The sequence below is a fragment of the Nocardioides sp. genome, from assembly GCF_047602075.1.
In the GTDB taxonomy this organism is placed as follows: Bacteria; Actinomycetota; Actinomycetes; order Propionibacteriales; family Nocardioidaceae; genus Nocardioides.
This window is the reverse complement of record NZ_JASGIF010000001.1, coordinates 2286977-2304096: the sequence shown is the minus strand read 5'-3', so window position 1 is coordinate 2304096 and position 17120 is coordinate 2286977. Positions and strand designations below refer to the sequence as shown.

Here is a 17120-nt window from a genome sequence, read left to right as displayed (position 1 = left end):
CGTCTTACCGCCACGGCGACCCGAACCCGATCGTCGAAGAGTTCAGTCGGGCAGCATTCGCCGCCGTTGACAATGGGCAGCTACTCGCGGCCGACCTGAAGACTCTTCACGACCGCTGGACAGGCAGCCTGCGTGCGCGCAAGGACGCGGTCGCTTGGAAGGTGCTGCCCTTCTTGCACATCCGGCCTGGCCAGCTCGGACCCGACCGCTCAGCGTGGCGACGGCTGCTGTTGGGTGATGCAGTGGACTCCGCCGCCGCGGGCGAAGAGCGGCCGCGCGTCAACCGTGACCACCGACCGCCCTGGATAGGCCTCGCGGAGGATCGCAACGGCCTCGGCGTCGTGGGGGTCGTCGAAGGAGCAGGTGATGACGCCGTCGTTGACGACGAGGTGGTTGACGTAGGACCAGTCCACCCATCCCTCGGTGTCCCGCAGAGTGGCCGGGGCCGGGATGTCCACGACCTCGAAGCGGTCAGCCAACAGACGCCGGAACGACTGCGAGAGCTCGAAGTCGGGGTGCTCCGGTGACTGCTGCGCATGCAGGAGCACCCGCCCCGGCGAGGTGAACGCGGTGACGATGTCGACGTGCCCTCGGGTGCCGTACCGCTCGTAGTCACGCGCCAGCCCCCGAGGCAGCCAGAACACCTCGGTGGCGCCGATCGTGCGGGCCAGCTCCGCCTCGACCTGCTCCTTGGCCCAGCTGTCGTTGCGACCCGGACCGAGTTGGACCGTCTCGGTGGCGAGCACCAGCCCGGTGCCGTCGACGTGGATGCCGCCGCCCTCGTTGACCAAGTCGGAGGCGATCCGTGGCACCCCGGCCACGTCGCACACGAGCGAACCGATCCGCTCGTCGTTGTCCCAGGTCGCCCAGTCGGACTGGCCCCAGCCGTTGAAGACCCAGTCGACGCCGGCGACGGACCCGTCGGCGGTGTGCACGAAGGTCGGCCCGATGTCTCGCATCCAGGCGTCGTCGAGCGGCGCCTCGACGATCTCGACCTCGGGGTCGAGCAGCTTCTGCGCGGCCGAGGCCTCCGCCGGATCGACGACCACGGTGACCGGTTCGAAGGCTGCGCAGGCGTTGGCCACGGCCGCCCACGTCGTACGCGCCTCGTCGGCCTCCTCCGCCGTCTCGCCCAGCGAGTAGCCAGGCACGGGGAAGGCCATCCAGACCCGGTCCTGCGGGGCCCACTCTGGCGGCATGGTCGGGTTCGGCATCGAAGTCATGCCAGGATTCTGGCGTGTTCGATGTCGTCGAAGCGACCATCCCCACCCTGCGCGCCGCGCTCGAGGCCGGCGAGGTGACCAGCGTCGGCTTGGTCGAGGCCTACCTGGCCCGCATCGAGGAGTACGACGACGAGCTCACCTCCGTCGTCGTCCGCAACCCCGATGCCCTGGCCGAGGCCCGCGAATCCGACGACCACCGCAGCCTAGGCGAGACCCGAGGACCGCTCGACGGCATCCCCTACACGGCGAAGGACTCCTACCTCGTCAAGGGTCTGACCGCTGCGGCCGGTAGCCCAGCCTTCGAGCACCTCGTCGCCCAGCGTGACGCGTTCACGATCGAGCGGCTCCGCGCGGCCGGTGCGATCTGCCTCGGCCTGACGAACATGCCGCCGATGGCCAACGGCGGCATGCAGCGCGGTGTCTACGGCCGCGCGGAGAGCCCCTACAACGCCGACTATCTGACGGCACCGTTCGGGTCCGGCTCCTCCAACGGCTCGGGCACGGCGACCGCCGCGTCGTTCGCGGCCTTCGGCCTGGGCGAGGAGACCTGGTCGAGCGGCCGCGGACCGGCCTCCCACAACGCCCTGTGCGCCTACACCCCCTCTCGCGGTGTGATCTCCGTGCGCGGCAATTGGCCGCTGGTGCCGACGATGGACGTTGTCGTGCCGCACGCCCGGACGATGGTGGACCTGCTCGAGGTGCTGGACATCGTGGTCGCCGACGACCCGGAGCCCCGCGGCGACTTCTGGCGGATCCAGCAGTGGGTGCCGATCCCGCGAGCGAGCGAGGTCCGCCCGTCGTCGTACGTCGCTCTCGCCGACGGCGTCGACCTGAGTGGCAAGCGTCTCGGCGTGCCGCGCATGTTCGTCAACCAGGACGACGCCCCCGACGGCGTCGGCATCGGTGGACCCACCGGCAGACGGATCGAGACCAGGCCCTCGGTCATCGCGCTGTGGGAGCGGCTTCGTGCCGACGTGGAGGCTGCGGGCGCCACCGTGGTCGAGGTGGACCTCCCTGTCGTGACCAACTACGAGGGCGACCGCCCGGGCGCCCCGACGGTCAAGACACGGGGCCTGGTGGGCGGGGAGTTCTTGAAGCGCGAGATCAACGACCTGAGCGCGTGGGCGTGGGACGACTTCCTCGCCGCCAACGGCGACCCCGCCCTCAACACCTTGACCGATGTCGACGGCGCCACCATCTTCCCTCGTCCGGAGGGTTCTCTGCCCGACCGATACACCGACTTCGACGACGACATCGCGACCTACCCTGCCCAGGTCCGCGAGCATCCCTACGCGGTCGTCACCGACATCCCCGAGTTGGAGGCTGGCCTGCGCGGCCTCGAGGAGACGCGTCGCGTCGACCTCGAGGACTGGATGGACGAGTTGGCACTCGACGCGGTCGTCTTCCCGGCCGTTGCCGATGTCGCGCCCGCGGACATGGATCGCAACCCCACGTCCGCCGACCTCGGCTGGCGCAACGGCGTCTGGGTCGCCAACGGAAACCTCGTCATCCGACACCTGGGCATCCCGACCGTGACGGTGCCGATGGGCACCATGGCCGATACCGGCATGCCCGTCGGGCTGACCGTCGCCGGTCGGGCGTACGACGACGCCGCGCTGCTCCGTCTCGGTGCCGCGATCGAGGCGACCGCGAGCCGACGCACGGAGCCACCCCGGACTCCACGCCTCTAGGGGAGGCGCTGTCATCCGGGCCACACGCAGCGCGGGCGGCGCATGAGTTCCCCGCGAACGACTACTCAGTCGTTGGTCACACGGCAATAGCGGCCCTGATGGCATCAGCCTCCCCGTCGAGCAAGGACCGCTCGCGCTCTTGCCAGTTGGCAGCGATCGTGAAGCCGTCGCCGGAGAAGCGCGGGAACACGTGAAGGTGGAAGTGGAAGACCTCCTGAAATGCGACTTCGCCATCAGCAAGGAAGACGTTGATCCCGTCGCACTGAAGACCTGAACGTCGGAGTGCTTTGGCCATCTGATGGTCAACCGACCACACGTGCGCGCTGGTTTCGAGATCGACGTCTTCCGGGCCCACCGCATGCTTGCGTGGCACGACGAGAAGGTGCCCAGGTGTGACGGGGCTCAGATCCATGAACCCGACAACAGTTTCGTCTTCATGAAGAAGACTGGCTTCCACTTCGTGCGCAGCGATGGCGCAGAAGATGCACTGATCGTCTGTCTCCGGGCGGTCCGTCATGCCGTGATGGTTTCAGGAGACAGCGCCGATCGCTGTCAAGTTGTGTGTGGCGTAGTCGGCCCTCGGCCGTTGGCCCAGTCCACTGAGACGGGTGGTCGAGCTGGGGATCGGCCCACTACCTGCGCATTAATACGAGATTAGCGCTACTATAGACAAGAAACTGCGAGCAGGTCGGAGTCCATCGTGGATAGACAGTCGGCTGTTGTCTTCGCCGGCGACATGCCCGCCTCAACCATCAGCAGCATGGCGGCTCGCCAGGCGTTGACCAGGATCGCGCCGGGTGTGTACGTGCGTGCTGGCGAAGATCCTGAGCGGGCGGTGCGGGCCAACCTGCATGCCATCGTCGGCCGGCTCGTCCCCGGCGCGGTGGTGACGGACCGATCCGCCCCGTCTGGTTCGCCCGTCGGCGGGGTTCTGTACCTCGCTCGTGAGGGCCGGGCCCGTGACATCTCGCTTCCGGGTCTCAAGGTCCGAGTGCGGTCAGGTGCTGGCCCCCAAGATGATGACATCCCGCTTCCATATGGCCTGTTCCTGGCGTCCCCAGCGCGGGGGCTGGCGGAGAACTGCCTGGAGTCTCGGGCGCGTGGTGGAAGCCCGCCTCGCACGCTGTCCGAGGCTGAGTTGGGTGACTGGATCGATCGACTATGCCGCAGCGAGGGGGAGGCCAGGCTGGCCACGCACCGCGAGCGCGCCGAGGAGTTGGCCGAGACGCTGGGCGTGTCACCGGAACGCCTCCAGCGGATGCGCAACCTGATCGGGTTGGCGTTGGGGACTCGCGACACCGAGACTGGCAGCAATGCCCTCTCGCGGCGTCGGCTGGGGCGACCGGTCGATCAGCATCGGCTGGAGCTGTTCGAGATCTTGGCCGAAGCGCTCAGGGCCGCTGCCCCGCAGTCGCGCCGGGCCCCAGTCGCGCCGGGCGACGCCTTCGAGCCCTTCGCGGAGGCGTACTTCTCCAACTTCATCGAGGGCACCGAGTTCGACTTCGACGAGGCTGCTCGGATCGTGTACGACGGGGAGATCCCTCGTGCTCGCCCGCAGGACGCCCACGACATCCTCGGCACGTACCGCCTGCTCGCCGACCGAGCGGAGATGGCGACGATCGCTCAGAGCGAGGAGGAGTTCATCGCGATCCTCCGGCGGCGGCACCGTCGGATCATGGAAGGGCGCCCGGACCAGCGTCCCGGTGAGCTCAAGACCGAGGTCAACCGAGCCGGCGGAACGGTCTTCGTCGATCCTGACCTGGTGTCGGGGACCCTTGCTGCCGGGTGGCGTCTGCGTGCCAGCGTTGACACCGCTTGGGAGCGTGCGGTCTATGTTGCGTTCCTGGTCTCGGAGGTCCATCCGTTCAACGACGGCAACGGGCGTGCTGCTCGCGCAATGATGGCTTCCGAGTTGGAAGCCGGTGGGCAGGCGCGCATCATCGTCCCGACCGTGTTCCGCGACGACTACCTCGACGGCCTTCGACTCTTGTCCCGGCAGAGCCGTCCCGACGTTCTCGTCAAGGCCATGCGCTATGCCCACGACTTCACCGCGAGTATCGACTTCTCCGACTACGTGCGCATGAAGGAGCAGCTGACCGAGGCGAATGCCTTCGAGGAGCCCACTAGCCCCAACCGGCTGCGGGTGTTCGGTCGGACCACAGAGCCGAACCCGGCCCCCTGGCGGCAGGGCTGACCGTCATCACCGTCTTGCGCGAGGGCGTGGCGCCTTCAACCTAGGGCCACTCTCGCGCGTTTGACAGGGTGGAGGTGTCGATGCGCGGACAGGAGTCGTTCGAGGAGTGGGCTAGGGCGCGCCAACAGCGATTGGTGCGTTCGGCGTATCTGTTGACGGGCGACTTCCAGCGTGCTGAGGACTTGGTGCAGGAGGCCCTCATCCGCGCCGCGCAGCGGTGGGACGCTCTGAGCAAGGGCCACCCGGACGCGTGGGTGCGCACTGTCATCTTCCGCGAGCATGTCTCGTGGTGGCGTCGAGTCCGGCGTGAGACGGTCACCGACCGTCCGCCGGATGTTGCCCACGACCCTCCCCGCGAAACGCCTGTGATGGTGCAGACTGCGCTCGCGCAACTGACCCACAAGCAACGGGCTGCCCTCGTGTTGCGCTACCTGGAAGACCTCAGCGTGGCCGAGACCGCAGCGGTACTGGGCGTCAGCGAGGGCACCGTGAAGAAGCAGTGCTCGGTCGCACTCGCTCGGCTCCGGGAGATTGCTCCGGAGCTTGACGAACTTGCGGAGGAGCCGGCATGAGACTTGCCGATCTGGTCGACCAGATGGAGCTGCCTGAGACCCGAGTGGCCGAGGGTGCGTGGGATGCCGCACGTCGCCGTACGCGACGACGTCGCACCGCCGTCGCGGGTGCCGCCACGGTGGTGATGCTGGTCGCAGCGATGTCCGCGCTGTCTCTGCGAGGTGGCGCGGGGAGTACGCCGCCAACCGGGCCGGCCCACACGCCGACGTCGTCCCCACCAGACGATGCGCCCCGAACAGACGCAGCTGGGATGACGGGCATCGACCATGCCCACACCCAACGGTTGCTCACCCGAGCCTGGTGGGCCGGGCTCGACACCGTGCCTCGGCTCGATCCGGGCGCGACGACCGAGCTGGCCGAGGACCCGATGACCGAAGGCGTGTTCGCTACCGTCGATCCCGACAATGAGGCTGTTCCGATCGTGCTCGGTGCCGACGGGCAATGGCGGCGGATCGACCTGCCCGGCCTGGTCCCCATCGACGATGGGGGCGGCTATACGTCGCCGGTGATCCGTCCGACCGCCTTCTCGCCGGACGGCACCCGGTTGGCGTTGCCGCAGCCGGACTCTCTGGTGGTGGTCGACCTCACCGACGGGAGCCGTCGGACCTACCCGATGCCCGCCGCCTTCCTCGCCTACGCGGTCTGGGTGGATGACACCCATGTCTGGGTCGCGGCCGAGACCGATACCGCCGGCACCGTGGTCGACCTCGACAGTGGTCACCAGAGTCCCTCTTCTCTCGGGCCGAGCACGGCGTACGTCGATGGCGACACGCTCAGCTGGGGCCGCAACGGCGGCTCCCTCGATTGGGGAGCTCGCCCCGATGTCCCCACGCTCGGCAACAACGATGGTGGCCTGTTCCCCTACCCACCGCTGGTCAGGGCCGGCGTCGTGGTGGGCGATATGGCGGTCAACCGCCGTATGGTCGGGACAGAAGACCCGTCCCTCGGCAACGGCGTGGTAGCGGTCGACGCCACCACTGGTGATGTTCTCGCCTTCCTGCCCACCGGTCAGGGTGTCGACCTGGAGGTGCTTCTCGGCTGGCAAGGGGATCTGCCCGTTCTCGGGCTCCGCGACGACACGGGCAAGTACCCCTCCACGGTGATCGCAGCTTGGGACTACCGAACCGGACATCTGGAGCCGCTGGCGCAGACCGACAGCCACGCCATCGCCTGGCGCCGGGAGGTCAACTGATCATCGACGTGTGGGACACTGGACGCGTGTACCGCTATCGTAGCGACCGTGCGCTACAGTTGCGGTATGACGACAAGCACGTCCTATCGCATCACCGCTGACGCCCGAGATGCTCTCAACCAACGAGCAAGAGCAGAGGGTGTCAGTGCCACCGCGCTCCTCGAGCGGCTCATCGTGGAGGGTGTGCGCGCGCTCGACCGCCCCGGGATTGTCTTCCGTGGTCCAGATCGTGCCCGCCGTGCTGCGCTGGCGGCGGGGCCCGATGTATGGGAAGTGGTGTCCCGGTTGCGCGAACTCGATGGTCCAGAGGAGGGCCGCATTCGAGCGCTCAGCGACGAGTCCGGGCTGCACCCGCGGCTGATTCGCGTTGCACTGGACTACGCCGCCGAACATTCGGACGAGATTCGCTCTGCGATCGAACGGAATGAAGAGGCGGTCGAGCGAGCTCGCCGCGCCGTGGACCAGCGCGAGGCGCTGTTGGGGTGAGAGGGCTCCTCATCGACGAGATGTTCCCGGTGGCGGCCGCTGACCTGCTGCAAGGCAGCGGGCACGATGTCGTGCATGTAGCGGAGGTCGGCCTACGGGCAACCAACGATGCTCTCGTGGCCGAGGCAGCGCGGGCGGAGCAGCGCGGAGTGGTCACGGAGAATGTCGCCGACTTTGCCGCGGAGCGGGATCTGGTCTTGCTGTTCGTGCTGAAGCGGCACCTTCCAGCCGGAGGCGCTCAAGCGGCTGCGCTTGCCCGGGCGCTGCATCGTTGGCTCCTCGAGAACCCAGACCCTTACGTCGGTGCGCATTGGCCTATCGTCCGCGGAATCTGAGGTACTCCTCCGCGATCTCACGCATCCGGTCACCGCTGAAGCTCGGCGCGTGACCCGCATGGACGATGGCGATATCCATGTCGAGCAACCGTCTCATCGTCTCGACGTAGTCCGGGATGCTCGAGCCGTGACAGGTGTCGAGGAGCTGGTCGTCGTAGATCACGTCTCCGGTGAAGATCGCCCTGGCCCCTTCGTCGTAGAGCGCGATGCTCCCGGGAGTGTGGCCCGGCAGGTGCACCACCTCGAGTCGCCGATCGCCGAGGTCGACGACGTCGCCGTCGATGAGATACCTCGTTGGGGTGACGGGTCGCAGCTCGTACGACGTCAGGTCGTAGTCCGGGAGCGGAAGTGCGTCGAGCAACAACTCGGGCATCGGGTCGGTCTCGACACTCTCGAGCCCGAGGATGCGCTTGAGCTCCGCGCCGACCAGCGACCCCCGACCGGGTTGGTCGGTCGGCTCGGCAGCGTGTGCCCAGACGTCCGCGAACTCGTGCGCCGACCCCATGTGGTCGAGGTGCGCGTGGGTCAGGAAGACGATCGGCTCACGCGTGGACAGCTGGTCGAGCACCAGATCGCGCATCGACGCGACGCCGAGCCCGCAGTCGATGAGGAGGTCGGCGTCGCGTCCGCGCAGGTGCCAGTTGTTGGCCTGGAGCCAGCCGTTGACCGAGGGCTCGGTGATCAGGGTCAGCTGATCGTCGATGCGCTCGACCCGAAACCAGGGTTCCGCGACGCCGAGTGCCGCCATCTTCGCCTCCGCTACTGGTCGAGTGACTCCGGCAGGCAGACCGAGACCAGGTCGGCGAGGCCGCCGCTGCGCTCCTCGAAGGCGTTCATCGAGAGGAGCACGTTGAGCAGCATCCCCTGCGCGATGAAGTCGCGCACCTGCTCGTCCTCCCAGCCGGTGGTGCGCAGGGTCTCGAAGATGTGCTCCATCCCGGCACGGGCGACTTGGCCGATTTCCGGCACCGCAGCGGCCGAGAAGCCGTGCATCAGCACGTGCAGCAGGTCGCTGTCGCGGAGCAGCTCGACGTAGGCCTCGCCGAGCTGGTCTCGACCCGCCTCCGAGGAGGCGTCGAACTCGCTGTCGGCGATCACCCGGACGAAGGCGTCCTCGATGCTGCGGCACGCGCGCTCGAACACGGCGATGAACAGGTCCAGCTTGGTGCCGAACATCCGCACGACATACGGCTGGGAGACCTCGGCCTCCCGAGCCACGGCGTCGGTGCTGGTGCCGGCGTAGCCACCCTGCGCGAACATCTTCGTGGCCGCGTCGAGCATCAGTTCGCGCCGCTCGGCTGCGGCCATCCGGGTCGCCATGGTTGACATGTTATCAGTCAATGCCTATCTTTGTCCGAGGAAGTAATCATTCAATGCCTTATTGGAGACCAGATGTCCACCACCCTCGTCTCGCCGGACGCGATCACCGACCGGCGTCCGCCCGCACGACCCGACCGCCGCTTCCCGCTCTGGCTGGTGCTGGTGGCGGTGTCGCTGCCGATGTTCATGGCCACGCTCGACAACCTCGTGATGACCACGGCGCTGCCGGTGATCCGCGCCGACCTCGGCGCGACGGTCGGGGAGCTGTCCTGGTTCGTCAACGCCTACACGCTCAGCTTCGCCACCTTCATGCTTGCGGCCGCCGCGCTCGGAGACCGGATCGGCCGGCGCCGGATGATGCTGGGCGGCATCGCGGTGTTCACCCTCGCCTCGATCGCCTCCGCGCTGAGCACGACACCGGAGGCGCTGATCGCGGCGCGTGGCGTGCAGGGTCTCGGCGCGGCCGCAATCATGCCGTTGTCGCTGAGTCTGCTGGCCGCCAACGTCCCCGACCGCCTACGCCCGGCCGCCATCGGCATCTGGGGCGGAGTGTCCGGCCTCGGTGTCGCTCTCGGCCCGGTCGTCGGCGGCGCCGTGGTCGACGGCATCAACTGGGAGGCGATCTTCTGGATCAACGTCCCCGTCGCCATGCTCGCCGTGCCCCTCGTCCAACTGACGGTCCGCGAGTCGCGAGGGGTGTGGCAGCGCATCGACCTGCTGGGCACCGCGCTCCTCGGCAGCACCGTCTTCGCCGGCGTGTGGGGCATCGTGCACGGCAACGACGACGGCTGGGGATCGAGCGCGGTCGTGCTGCCGCTGGTCCTATCGGCCGCGCTGCTGGCGGCGTACGTCGCCCACGCCCTGCGTCGGCAGCGACTCGGGAGCGACGCCGTCCTGCCGCTGCGACTGTTCTCTTCGCGGGGCTTCACCGTGGCCAACCTGATCGGCCTGGGCTTCTCGATGGGGATCTTCGGCACGGTGTTCCTGCTCGCGCAGTACCTCCAGGTCGTCCAGGGCTACACCCCGCTCGAGGCCGGCCTGCGAACGCTTCCGTGGACCGCTGCTCCGATGGTGGTCGCGCCGGTCGCCGGCATCCTCGCCGGACGGATCGGTGTGCGGATCCCGCTGTTCGTCGGGCTCCTCGCCCAGACCGTGGCGCTGGTGTGGTTCGCGGCGCTCACCGAGGCGATGGCGCCGTACGCCGACTTCGTGCCACCGCTCCTACTCGCCGGAGTCGGGATGGGACTCACCTTCGCGCCGAGTGCGACCGCCGTCCTGGACGGTCTGCCCGAGGACGACTTCGCGACCGCCAGCTCGGCCAACTCCACGGTGCGTGAGTTCGGCACCGCCCTCGGGGTCGCGGTGCTCGTCGCCGTCTTCGAGTCGAGCGGCGGCACGATCAGCCCCACCGGCTACGACGGCGCCATCGGTCCCGCCATCCTGACCGGCGCCGCCGCTGTCGCGCTCGGCACCATCGCCGCACTGTTCGCGCCGGGACGGCAGACCCGGAGCTGACGGCGCCCGGTCGGCAGCCTACTGGTGCGTACGACACGGCAGGCGTGTCGTACGCACCAGTAGCCGTGCCCGCATCAGCGCGGAAGTGGCTTGTAGAAGACCAGCCCGTTGCCCTGGTTGTCGTAGACGACGGCACGCCGCTCGTGCGCGTCGTCGTACGGCGCCTTCACCACGGCGCCACCGCCCTCCTCGATGGCCCGGGCCGCGCCGTCCACGTCGTCGGTCTTGACGCCGACAACCACCTTGCCGGGCAGCGGATGGTCGATCGAGGTGGCCAGGGCGAGGGTCACCGAGCCGCCGTCGAGCGCGGCATAGTGGGCGCCGTCGCGGAACTTCAGCGAGAAGCCGAGGGCCTCGGTGTAGAACGCGATCGACTCGTCCAGGTTGTCGGTCGACAAGAGCACCATGCGGACGTCCTTGTCACTCACGGGTTCCTCCTTCGATGCGGGATGGCTCAGCGGATGCGCGCAGCGCGCACCGGCCACCCTTCCACTCCCTGGGTCGGGGCGCGGGGCCGCCCCTGCTGCCTCCTCGGATGTCCTCGGTCCAAGCCTGGGAGGATGGCTGAGACATGGTTGCTGTGACACCGGCCCCGACAGGGCAGCCCGATCAGGCGTACGTCTGGGTGTGGCTCCCCGGCCAGACCGAGCCGGTCGTCGCGGGCCTGTTGCGCGCGGACGGCGATGTCTGGGTGTTCGGCTACGAGTCCAGTTACCTCGAGCGCCACGACGCGATCGCGTTGCCCGAGCTTCCGGTCCAGGCGGGATGGCAGCGACCAGCAGGAGGGAAGCGTGTCGCGGGCGTCCTCCGAGACGTCGGGCCGGACGGATGGGGACGACGCCTCATCCATGCTCGACGCCTCGGTCGCGATCTCGACGGGGACTACCTGGGCCTGCTGTCCTATCTGCTCGAGCCGGGTAGTGACCGCATCGGCGGACTCGACTTCCAGGCCAGCGTGGAGCAGTACGTGCCTCGGGTGGCCGAGCGGACCTCGCTGGCCGAGATGCAGCAGGCAGTCGACGAGCTCCTGGCAGGGCAGCCGCCGACAGCGACTCTCGGTGCCGTCGTGCTTCGAGGCGCAGCCGTCGGCGGTGCGCGGCCCAAGGTGCTGCTCCGCGACACCGCTCCGAACGGCAGCCGACGAGGCTGGGTGGCGAAGCTGGGCACCCACGCCGACACCTATCCGGTCGTGCGCGCAGAGGCGGTCGCGATGGACCTCGCTGCCCGGGTCGGGCTCGACGTCCCCGAGGTCCTTCTCGACGAAGCCGCCGGCCGAGAGGTGTTGCTGGTCGAGCGATTCGACCGGGTGCCGACCGCCGAGTCGGGGCCACAAACCCCGGTCGCTCGTCGCGTGATGGTCTCGGCCGAGACCATCGTCGGACTAGGGGAGTCGACTTCGCCCGAGGCCACCTATCCGGACTTTGCCGACCAGATCCGTGCCCGGTTCACCGACCCTGACCAGACACTGCGGGAGCTGTTCGCCCGGATCGTGTTCAACATCTGCATCTCGAACACCGACGACCATCCCCGCAACCACGCCGCGTTCTGGGACGGGCATGCGTTCACCCTGACGCCGGCGTACGACCTCTGCCCGCAGTCGCGCTTCGGCAGCACCGCCCAACAGGCCATGGCCATCGACCGCGACGGCCGTCGGGAGGGACGCCTCTCGGTCTGTCTGGACGCCGCGCCCACCTACCACCTCGACCGGGCCGACGCCGCCGAGATCATCGAGCAGCAGGTCACCGTCATCCGTGAGCAGTGGCCGGCCGCAGCAGACGCCGCCCACCTCACCGCCGCGGAGCGACGGGCCATGTGGGAGCACCAGATCCTGAACCCCACCATCCGTTAGCCGACACGGCCGCTAGCAGGCCTGCTTGTCGTGACCCAAGACCGTTCCCGAGTCGGAGTACGCGATAGCGGTGACGGTTGGTGTCGGCGTCGTTCTCGCGTTCAGGTCGACTCCCTCCCGGCTAGGGACGAGGGCGAAGTAGAGGCCGTCGGCCATGCCGGCTGACCGGCTGCGACCGTCGGCTGTGACGACGACGCCGCTGACCTGAGCGGCAGCGCGTCCCCACACGAGGTGGTAGCCCGGATATCTGGTGTGGCTGCCGACCGGTGTGCCGAGCACCTGCGCAACGGTCAGGGTGGTGGAGCAGAGGTCGGCAAGGGGGATCTCGTTGTTGACGGGAGTCGACGGCCAAGGGCCGGCGCCCGTGCCCCCGGCATGACCTGTGGTCTCGCAGGTCCACAGCAGCCCGTCCTCGTGGTAGAGCAGCAGCGACGCCCCGCTGCCGAGGGCCGTGGCCGCAATGGGAGTCGATCGCAGCGGCTCGCCTTCTCGGCTAGATCGGCAGATCTTGTTCGTGGTCCGCAACTCGCCAGGGGTGAGGCCGATGGCCTGCGCGCTCCACCCTGGCTTCGTCCCGGACGGAACACCCGAGGACAAGACTTGTGACGACCGCGAGGCGATGGCACTGAGACCCGCCGTGGCAACTGCGAGGACTATGCCCGCTGCGACGGCGCCGGAGATGATCTGGAGGCGGCGCTTGTGACGGATGACCTGGCCCCGCACGATGATGTCCGCGACGGGGTGGTCGAGCGTCAGGTCGCGGCCGAGCTCGCGAAGCTGCTCCTCGAGCTGCGTCATGGCAGGCTCCTCTCTTTGCAATCGAGCTGGTCCCGAAGTGTCTTGAGCGCCCGGTGCAATGTGGCGGTGACCGTCCCCGGCGCGATGTCGAGAGACTGAGCCGTTGCAACGGTGTCCAAGTCGAGCAGGTACCGGAGGACCACGACCTCGCGCTGGCGCGGAGGCAGCCCTCGGATGGCTGCTAGGAGATCCGTCTCCACTTCGATCTGCGTTTCTTGCCCTCGAGCAGGCACGTCGGCTTGCCCGTCGGCGTGGGGTGCCTCACGACGTCGACGACGCCACCATGAGATGTCCGCGTTGATCGCAGTTCGCACCACCCACGCCGAAGGGGATTGGAGCACTCGAACCTGGCGCCAGCGAGCCCAGGCACGGGAGAACGCCTCCGCGACCGCGTCCTCAGCGGCCTCGGCACCCATGCCGTAGGCCATAGCGGCGCGCAGACATCTGTCCTTGTTCGCGGCATAGAACGCCGTGAACTCGTCCTCGCCCATATCCATAAGACGCACCGGCCCGGGACTTCGCTTAGTCGCGATCTGAAGCTTTCCCGCATCGTGGCGCTCGGGCAAGGGCGGCGAACGATCGGATGACACGATGGGGCGGTGAGAGCCTGTCCCGAAGGCCCGATCCGGCATGTCCTGTTCGACGCCGATGGGGTCATCCAAGACGTCCCCGGAGGCTGGTATGCCGCGATCGAGCCCTACCTCGGGGAGCGTGCGCGCGACTTCCTGCACGAGACCTGGGCGGAGGGACAGACGACGCTTGCGGGTCGTGGTGACTACCTGCCGATGCTGGCGGCGTCGTTGCACCGGTGGGGAGTGGAGGCGCCAGTGGAGCAGGTGTACGCCGATGTCTGGTGTCGCATCGAGGTGGTCGAACCGACGCTGGCCTTCGTCCGGGAGCTCAAGGCGTCGGGGTACGGCGTGCATCTGGGCACCAACCAGGAGTCCTACCGGGCGTCGTACATGAAGGCGAACCTCGGCTACGACGACCTCTTCGACGTCTGTTGCTACAGCTGCGAGCTGGGTCGGATGAAGCCGGCCCCAGGCTTCTTCGAGCGGGCCGTGGCCAGGATCGGCGCGGCGCCTGGTGAGGTGCTGTTCATCGACGACACGGAGCCGAACGTCGTCGCCGCACGTGTCGCCGGGCTGGCCGCGATCCACTGGGACTTCACCCAAGGTCAGCAGACACTGGTCGACCAGGTGCGGGGGCTCGGCCTGCGCTGGTGACGTCCTGCGCTGCTAGGAGCGGGTCGAGCCGTAGCCGAGCAGCGCGGCCAGGCCGAGGGCGCTCCGGGGCGCGAAGGGCGAGCGCCACAGGCCACCATGGACGGCCTGGTTGGCCTCCTCCTGCCACGGCTCCTGACCGGTGCTGGGCGGCACGTTCAGGTCGTGCACCAGCAGCGCCGCCATCAACACCCGAGTGGTGTCCGGCTCGAACACCTCGAGACCGAAGCGATGGGCACCGGCGTACGCCGCCGCCAGCGCACGGTTCTTGACCACCGACACCGTCCGGGTCGGCGGAGCGATGTTCATCGACACCGGACGTCCGGCAGCCCGCTCGGCGGTCGCCCGCCAACGCTGCATCCTCTTGCCGAGTGCGTAGTTGGGACCCTGCTGGGTCACCAGCGCGTCGCAGATCCCCGGATCGGCGCCGGGACGGTAGGCGCGACGGAGCAGTCGGCCACCACTGATCGCACGCAGCCCGCGACCCGGGACCTTGCTCCAGCGGGAGCGGGCTTCGTAGGCGCGCACCGAGGCCTGCACGGCCTCGCGAGGCACGGCGAAGACATCGGTCGGGGTGGCCAAGAACGCCAACGTCGTATCGGGCCGGTGCCTCTGCAGCCGCGCACCGAGGACGTCACCGGCCGCCGAGAGCCGGACGTTGGTGCCGCCGTCGGCGTAGAGGTAGCTGCCCAGCACCAGGCTGCCGGGGAGGCCCTCCACCCAGTCGATCACCTCGGGCAGCTCGGTCAGCAGGTCCAGTCCCGCTCGCTCGGTCGACGTGCCGGAGTCACCACGGACCGGCATCAGCAGAGTCCCGGCGCCAGCGGCTGCCTGGTCCACCACGCGGGCCCACACCTCGGGACGCGGCAGGTCGATGCCGGCCACGGTGGCACCCCAGCCCAACAGCACCGGCGTCGGCCCGACCTCGGCGCCCGCGCCCATCGCCACGATGGTGCGGCCGCGGAGCGCGAGCCACTCGGGGTGCGCCACGACCGCCCGGATCGCCGCCGCCGCGGAGGGCTCCATCACCCCGTCGGCGACCCATTGGTCGGTGGCACGGCGCAGCGCGTCGCCGCGCAGTTGCTCCCCGTGGCGTGGGACGACGAGCTCGTTCACCGGGGCGCCCGACCCGGCGACCGTGTCGGTGCCGATCGAGACCTGTGGTTCACCGGGCTCCTCGATCAACGTGGATAGCGCTCGCTCGGTGCTGTCGGGGCTGACCCAGCGCATGCCGTCCACGACGGCGGTGACCCCGGTCAGCGCCGACTGTCGGGCGCCGTCGGGGTTGTCGATGCCCGCTTCGACGAGTCGCCGGAAGTGGCTGAGATAGCCGCTGCGCCAACTGGTCTCCTGCTCCGCCGCTCGCGCACCGACCGGGTCGACATCAGCCAGTGCTGCCTGCACCACCGAGCGGCCGAAGGCCGTGGTGCTGCGCGCCCCGTCCTCGTCGGTCCTCGGGAACGCCACGCCTCGGACCGACTGCTCTGCCATGGTCGAAGGTTACGACGCTGGTTCGGCGAGGGCGATGGTGAGCTCGAGAAGGGTGCGTGGGTCGTCGAGCGCGTCGCCGTACGCGTCGCGCAGCTGCCCCATCCGATAGCGCACGGTCTGTGGATGCACGAACAGTGCCGTGGCGACGTCGTCGCGGCGGCCGTGGTGCAGCAGCCATTCGCGCAGGGTCTCGGCGAGTTTCTCCGCCGTGGCGGGTCGCAGCCCGGCTAGCGGCGCTAGGGCACGGGTGCGCAGGTCCGCCCGCGCCTCGGGATCGGCGTCGAGCACCAGCGCGGCGAGGTGCTCCTCGGTGTCGACGGTGTCCCGTCCAGAGACCAGCGGGAGGGCCCGCAGGGCCCGGAGGTACGACGACCGCACGGCGATCCAGGCCCGGGGCGGACCGACGACTGCGCCCCGTCCAGCTACGGTGGTGAGCAGGCCCCGACGGGCCGGCCCTCCCGCGTCGGGGACCAGCAGCACGGCCAGTCCTTCGCCAGGAGGCTCGGCGGCCTCGCTCGGCTCAAGGGTGGCGGCGGGCAGGCCCAGCAGTGCGGGGCGGACCTGGGCATCGGGCAGGATCACTGCGGTCAGCGACGTGGGCGGCGTCCACTCGACCTGGGCCGCGGCGGCGTGCAGGGCATCGGCCGGGTCGCCGCGGAGCAGGGCCTGGCCGAGCCGATCCAGATCGCGTTCGCGCACACGCGCGAAACTGTCGGTCTGGTCGTTGTGGCCGGCGACCGAAGCCGCCGACAGCTCGTCGATGTAGGCGAAGACCAGCTCGGCGAAGCTGGCGACCGCGTCGGCGGGCAGGTCGTTGGCGACGGCGGTGGCGGCCAGCTCACGCCAGGCGACCCGGGCACCCACCCGGTAGGCCGACAGCAGAGCCTCGACGCTGCGGCCGTTGCGGGCCTCGCCCTGGCCGAGTCGGTAGGCGCCGTCGAGCGCTGAGGACATCGGCGTGCCGGGGTCGCCGGCCTCCCGGGAGGCGAGCCGCAAGAAGCCGGCCAGGGCCATCTGGACCGCCTGTTCGATGGTGCGTCCCATCGGCCCGCCGAACGCGTCGCCGTAGGCCGGCACCTCCGCAGTGACCGCCGCGATGGTGTGCTCCGCGACCTCGGCCAGCTCACCGCGGAGCATGGTGATCACCCGGTGGTCCAGTCGAGGAGTGGTGGAACCGTGCTCGCCGAAGTTAGAGCCGGGCATCTTTATCTCCTTCGAACAAAATTCACG

18 protein-coding genes are annotated in these 17120 nt (G+C 69.1%); 9 read left to right on the top strand and 9 right to left on the bottom strand.

Translation table 11 applies throughout. The annotated features are described in order from the left end of the window. Positions 1-209: 209 nt before the first annotated feature. Entirely contained in the window at positions 210-1223 is a 1014-nt protein-coding gene (locus tag QM714_RS11650) for an agmatine deiminase family protein (RefSeq protein WP_415100597.1), read from the bottom strand. 14 nt (positions 1224-1237) lie between these two features. Between QM714_RS11650 and QM714_RS11645 the strand changes: the two genes are divergently transcribed. Further along, positions 1238-2914 (top strand): amidase, encoded by a 1677-nt coding sequence (locus QM714_RS11645; protein ID WP_415100595.1) that lies wholly within the window; start codon positions 1238-1240, stop codon positions 2912-2914. Between the two features lie 76 nt (positions 2915-2990). Here QM714_RS11645 and QM714_RS11640 read toward each other — a convergent pair whose 3' ends face one another. After that, positions 2991-3431: an HIT family protein gene (locus tag QM714_RS11640; RefSeq protein ID WP_415100593.1), complete on the bottom strand. Its 441-nt coding sequence runs from the start codon at positions 3429-3431 to the stop codon at positions 2991-2993. Between the two features lie 243 nt (positions 3432-3674). Here QM714_RS11640 and QM714_RS11635 point away from each other — a divergent pair, with 243 nt between their 5' ends. The 5 genes from QM714_RS11635 (at position 3675) to QM714_RS11615 (ending at position 7694) form a co-directional block, all read left to right on the top strand. After that, complete coding sequence (locus QM714_RS11635; RefSeq protein ID WP_415100591.1) at positions 3675-5108, top strand: Fic family protein; 1434 nt, start codon at positions 3675-3677, stop codon at positions 5106-5108. Positions 5109-5188: 80 nt separating this feature from the next. Next, positions 5189-5680, top strand: a complete 492-nt coding sequence (locus tag QM714_RS11630) for a SigE family RNA polymerase sigma factor (RefSeq protein ID WP_415100589.1) — start codon at positions 5189-5191, stop codon at positions 5678-5680. After that, entirely contained in the window at positions 5677-6873 is a 1197-nt protein-coding gene (locus QM714_RS11625) for a hypothetical protein (RefSeq protein ID WP_415100587.1), read from the top strand. Before QM714_RS11630 ends, QM714_RS11625 begins: the two co-directional genes overlap by 4 nt. Before the next feature lie 66 nt (positions 6874-6939). After that, complete coding sequence (locus QM714_RS11620; RefSeq protein WP_415100585.1) at positions 6940-7359, top strand: hypothetical protein; 420 nt, start codon at positions 6940-6942, stop codon at positions 7357-7359. Then, the gene (locus QM714_RS11615) at positions 7356-7694 is read left to right on the top strand and encodes a DUF5615 family PIN-like protein (protein ID WP_415100583.1); all 339 of its coding nucleotides are present in this window, start codon (positions 7356-7358) and stop codon (positions 7692-7694) included. The genes QM714_RS11620 and QM714_RS11615 overlap by 4 nt, the downstream gene beginning before the upstream one ends. On the opposite strand, the gene QM714_RS11610 is transcribed toward QM714_RS11615, so the two are convergent. After that, positions 7675-8442 carry an MBL fold metallo-hydrolase gene (locus QM714_RS11610; protein ID WP_415100581.1) on the bottom strand — a complete coding sequence of 256 codons (768 nt, stop codon included), beginning with the start codon at positions 8440-8442 and terminating at the stop codon, positions 7675-7677. The two genes, QM714_RS11615 and QM714_RS11610, sit on opposite strands and share 20 nt — an antisense overlap. A gap of 11 nt (positions 8443-8453) precedes the next feature. Then, positions 8454-9023 carry a TetR/AcrR family transcriptional regulator gene (locus tag QM714_RS11605; RefSeq protein ID WP_415100579.1) on the bottom strand — a complete coding sequence of 190 codons (570 nt, stop codon included), beginning with the start codon at positions 9021-9023 and terminating at the stop codon, positions 8454-8456. 63 nt (positions 9024-9086) lie between these two features. Between QM714_RS11605 and QM714_RS11600 the strand changes: the two genes are divergently transcribed. Next, complete coding sequence (locus QM714_RS11600) at positions 9087-10529, top strand: MFS transporter (protein WP_415100577.1); 1443 nt, start codon at positions 9087-9089, stop codon at positions 10527-10529. Between the two features lie 74 nt (positions 10530-10603). Here the strand turns inward: QM714_RS11600 and QM714_RS11595 are convergent, their stop codons facing one another. Beyond that, complete coding sequence (locus QM714_RS11595) at positions 10604-10957, bottom strand: VOC family protein (RefSeq protein ID WP_415100575.1); 354 nt, start codon at positions 10955-10957, stop codon at positions 10604-10606. Positions 10958-11100: 143 nt separating this feature from the next. Here QM714_RS11595 and QM714_RS11590 point away from each other — a divergent pair, with 143 nt between their 5' ends. Continuing rightward, complete coding sequence (locus QM714_RS11590) at positions 11101-12378, top strand: type II toxin-antitoxin system HipA family toxin (protein WP_415100573.1); 1278 nt, start codon at positions 11101-11103, stop codon at positions 12376-12378. Positions 12379-12390: 12 nt separating this feature from the next. Here QM714_RS11590 and QM714_RS11585 read toward each other — a convergent pair whose 3' ends face one another. Then, positions 12391-13176 carry a hypothetical protein gene (locus QM714_RS11585; RefSeq protein ID WP_415100571.1) on the bottom strand — a complete coding sequence of 262 codons (786 nt, stop codon included), beginning with the start codon at positions 13174-13176 and terminating at the stop codon, positions 12391-12393. Next, positions 13173-13667, bottom strand: a complete 495-nt coding sequence (locus tag QM714_RS11580) for a sigma-70 family RNA polymerase sigma factor (protein ID WP_415100569.1) — start codon at positions 13665-13667, stop codon at positions 13173-13175. The genes QM714_RS11585 and QM714_RS11580 overlap by 4 nt, the downstream gene beginning before the upstream one ends. 108 nt (positions 13668-13775) lie before the next feature. Between QM714_RS11580 and QM714_RS11575 the strand changes: the two genes are divergently transcribed. Further along, positions 13776-14402: an HAD family hydrolase gene (locus QM714_RS11575; protein WP_415100566.1), complete on the top strand. Its 627-nt coding sequence runs from the start codon at positions 13776-13778 to the stop codon at positions 14400-14402. 12 nt (positions 14403-14414) lie between these two features. Here the strand turns inward: QM714_RS11575 and QM714_RS11570 are convergent, their stop codons facing one another. Together QM714_RS11570 and QM714_RS11565 are read right to left on the bottom strand one after the other, a co-directional pair. Next, positions 14415-15890, bottom strand: coding sequence for a hypothetical protein (locus QM714_RS11570; RefSeq protein ID WP_415100564.1), 1476 nt, complete (start codon positions 15888-15890; stop codon positions 14415-14417). A gap of 9 nt (positions 15891-15899) precedes the next feature. Continuing rightward, on the bottom strand, positions 15900-17093 hold the full coding sequence (locus tag QM714_RS11565) for a helix-turn-helix domain-containing protein (protein WP_415100562.1): 1194 nt from the start codon (positions 17091-17093) through the stop codon (positions 15900-15902). Positions 17094-17120 lie beyond the last annotated feature (27 nt).